This is a genomic window from Microcoleus sp. Pol7_B2 (assembly GCF_036701035.1).
Lineage (GTDB): Bacteria > Cyanobacteriota > Cyanobacteriia > Cyanobacteriales > Microcoleaceae > Microcoleus.
Map to the genome: position 1 here is coordinate 1 of NZ_JAUBQB010000164.1, position 3,287 is coordinate 3,287.

Below are 3,287 nucleotides of genomic sequence, written 5' to 3' on the forward strand. Positions count from 1 at the left end.
GGTACTGGAATAATAATGAATCCTCCTGTATTTATTGTTTTAAGCACTGCATAGCTCTTAACTGAACCGTATTGGATCTTACCTCTGTCTCACATTTATTTGAAATGACTATAATTTCCGTATTTGTGTCTGAGTTGTCAAGCCTGCACCAATGAGAGTATTCTCAGTCTCTTTTTTTGACCAAGTTTTGAATTCCCGAATTTTTCGGCTTACGAGGGGCATCATTACTTCCAATTCATCAGTATATTCGCATAAGCTGGTTCAAGGCTTGGAACTGCTACAGCTTCATCAGAATAATCACAATTCCTGACTGTTCGGAATTTTTATGTTAGCAATGCCGTTCGTAGTGAAGTGAACGATTTTATAATTGTATAAACGACCATTTTTCTACTGCGATGCGTTGCTTTTTAGGGGTTGCTAGCGCGTTTCCTGGCTTCGGATGCTTTGATATCATAACCGGAGTTAGGATTAGTTTTGTGCAATTGCATTAACAAATCGATGTAGAATTCGTAGTAGTCCTGCACTGTGGCAAGGTATGAGCTGCGGAGTTCTGCGGTGAGTATTTTACTTCGGAGATTTTCAATTATTTTAATACAAGCTTCAATATCATTGAGAGCTTCGGTAAAATTGCCTAGCGATCGTTTGATAAAAGCCATGCTGTAGAGGGTGAGAGCTTCTTCCTCGGTTGCGCCGATTGCTCGAAAAAGAGGAAGGGACTGGTTGTAAGACTCTAGCGCTTTCTGGTTTTCTCCCAAATTTGCGTATAATAAGCCGATGTTGGTGAGCGTAAAGGCTTCCACACGGCGATCGCCTATAGCCCTGCTCAAGGGAAGGGACTGGTTGAAATACTCTAGCGCTTTTTGTTCTTCTCTCACCTCATTGTATAGACCGCCGAGGTTGTTGAGGGTTAGAGCTTCCCCACGGCGATCGCCTACAGCTCTTCTTAAGGGAAGAGACTGGTTGAAATACTCTAATGCTATGTAGTATTCTCCCAATTCTGCGTAGAATAAGCCGATGTTGTTGAGGGTAACGGCTTCCCAACGGCGATTGCCCACTGCCCGACTCAGGGGAAGGGACTGCCTGTAATACTCTCTTGCTTTTTGTTTTTCTCCCAACTTATTGTACACTAAGCCGATGTTGTTAAGGGTGATAGCTTCCGCATTGTGATCGCCCACTTTCCGACTAAGGAGAAGGGATTGGTTGAAATACTCTTTTGCTTTTTCTTTGTCTCCCCAATTTGCGTATACTAAGCCGATGTTGTTGAGAGTAGTAGCTTCCCCACGGAGATCGCCTACAGCCCTGCTCAAGGGAAGGGACTGGTTGAAATACTCTAACGCTTTCGGGTTTTCTCCTAAATCTGCATACCTTAAGCCGATATTGGTAAGGGTAATAGCTTCTTGCTTGCGATCGCCCACTCCCCGACTCAGGGGAAGAGACTGGTTGAAATACTCTAGCGCTTTCTGTTTTTCTTCCAACTTATAGTAAACCTCGCCGATATTGTTGAGGGTAATAGCTTCTTGCTTGCGATCGCCCACTACCCGAGTCAGGGGAAGAGACTGGTTGAAATATTCTAGTGCTTTCTCTTTTTCTTCTAAATCATCATAGACAACGCCAATCCTGCTGAGGGTGCTAGCTTCCCCATTCCGATCGCCTACTGCCCGATACAGTTTTAATGCTTCTTCATATTTGACAATCGCACTTCTTTTTGCTTCCGCTGTTCCTTGTTCGTAAAGTTTCTCGGCTTCTTCATATACTTTGTCGGCAGCATCACTACTGTTACTTTGTGCTATTTGTAAGCCTTTGCCAACTGATACGGCTACTGCCACTGGCTGACTTAACTGAAGCGAAAGTGCGATCGACATACCGACCAAAAACCATTGAGCGCGATCGAGCATAGCCACCCTTTTGTATTTTTGTTAATCTTAATCACTAGCCTGCTTAGTGTAAAGCAGGAAGAAGTTATGGGGAGCGAGCTTCGCCAATTTCCTCAAGTCGGTAGATCAATCGGCGCAACAAATGGCTGAAATGACTGCATTTTTCGGTTGGTCAGTAACGAGCAATTCTTCTGCTAGATTGGTTCTACGTTTTGCGCGATCGAACGGCTGCAAAGGCTCGCACAATTGCACCGCAGCCACGGTTCGCACGTCTGGCACTGTCGTCACGGCTCGGAGCGCACTTCCATTGGCAGGGTGAAGGCTAACGGCATTTTCACACCTCTGGCCCAGTTCCCTATATAAAATTGACAGAAAGGAGACGGTGCAGATGATAGAAGAAGAATTTAGAATACACGACCAAATCCAGTTAGTTTTGGCAGGAATCATTGGCAAGAATACTTATTTTCCACTCCAATTCGTTTCCGACATGAAAGTCGAACAAACAGAAAGTTACGTTCTCATTAATTCTGGCTACAAGACCGATACTTTTAATCTCGTTATTAGTAAAAAAATCGATAGCGAAGACGGAAAGCGTACTATTGCCAAGGTGTGCGAAGAGTTTAATTCAGCTCGTTTACCAGCAGCTTGGTGGACTTGTGAAGAATTTCGGGATGCTTATGTCTTTTCAACCTTAGAAGAGTATGGATTTATCGAAGATGAAGTGGATATGGGTATGGTTGCAAATCTTGATGATTTACCACAAGACGTTCAGTATCCTCTTAATCTCAAGTTCCGCATGGCAACATCTTTCAAAGAAATCAATGAGTTTGGAAAGATTATCGCTTCTCTTTTTGAGCCATCAGATGACTTCGTTATGCCATTTTATCGGCGGGTGGGCGAGTTGGATAATTTGGAGAATCGTCCTTTGAGATTGTTTCTGGGGTATGTCGATAATAAGCCTGTTTGTACGAGTTCAATCTTTTTCCTTGGTCAGACAGCAAGCCTCTTTGATATCAGTACGCTGCAAGAATTTAGAAATCGGGGTTACGGCTCGGCAATCACACATTATACGCTCAGTTATGCCAAAAAACTCGGAGCGCTTTTTGCCACCCTTCAGGCAGCGCCGGATGGTGTAAATATTTACAAGCGAATGGGCTTTAAGGAAACTTGTACTTTCCGAATCCACTCAAACAAAAGGAGGATTTTAGGATATTAAAGAAGTAGCCCCCAACATCTTTTTGTACGAGGCAGACAAAAGTCTCAGGTATCGTGCAAGGCTTGTCCACGCTAGGGAATGGCGTAGCACTTGCAGTACGGTCAATTTGCCAAGAAAGAACTTATACCAATTTAATATAAAGCTGCATAGAATAGGGCTTCAAGAATAAACTTGTAAGATGACAACGAACTAATTTG

Annotated in this window: 3 protein-coding genes; 1 reads left to right on the top strand and 2 read right to left on the bottom strand. The window is 43.5% G+C overall.

Features of this window, described 5'->3' with window-relative positions; translation table 11 throughout:
- Positions 1 to 407: 407 nt before the first annotated feature.
- Both QUA57_RS28225 and QUA57_RS28230 read right to left on the bottom strand, forming a co-directional pair.
- Positions 408 to 1,895, bottom strand: coding sequence for a tetratricopeptide repeat protein (locus QUA57_RS28225; RefSeq protein ID WP_333065095.1), 1,488 nt, complete (start codon positions 1,893 to 1,895; stop codon positions 408 to 410).
- A 105-nt stretch (positions 1,896 to 2,000) separates the two neighbouring features.
- A complete protein-coding gene (locus QUA57_RS28230) occupies positions 2,001 to 2,162 on the bottom strand; it encodes a hypothetical protein (RefSeq protein WP_333065096.1) in 162 nt (53 codons plus the stop codon).
- A 100-nt stretch (positions 2,163 to 2,262) separates the two neighbouring features.
- Between QUA57_RS28230 and QUA57_RS28235 the strand changes: the two genes are divergently transcribed.
- A complete protein-coding gene (locus QUA57_RS28235; RefSeq protein ID WP_333065097.1) occupies positions 2,263 to 3,090 on the top strand; it encodes a GNAT family N-acetyltransferase in 828 nt (275 codons plus the stop codon).
- Positions 3,091 to 3,287: the final 197 nt, after the last annotated feature.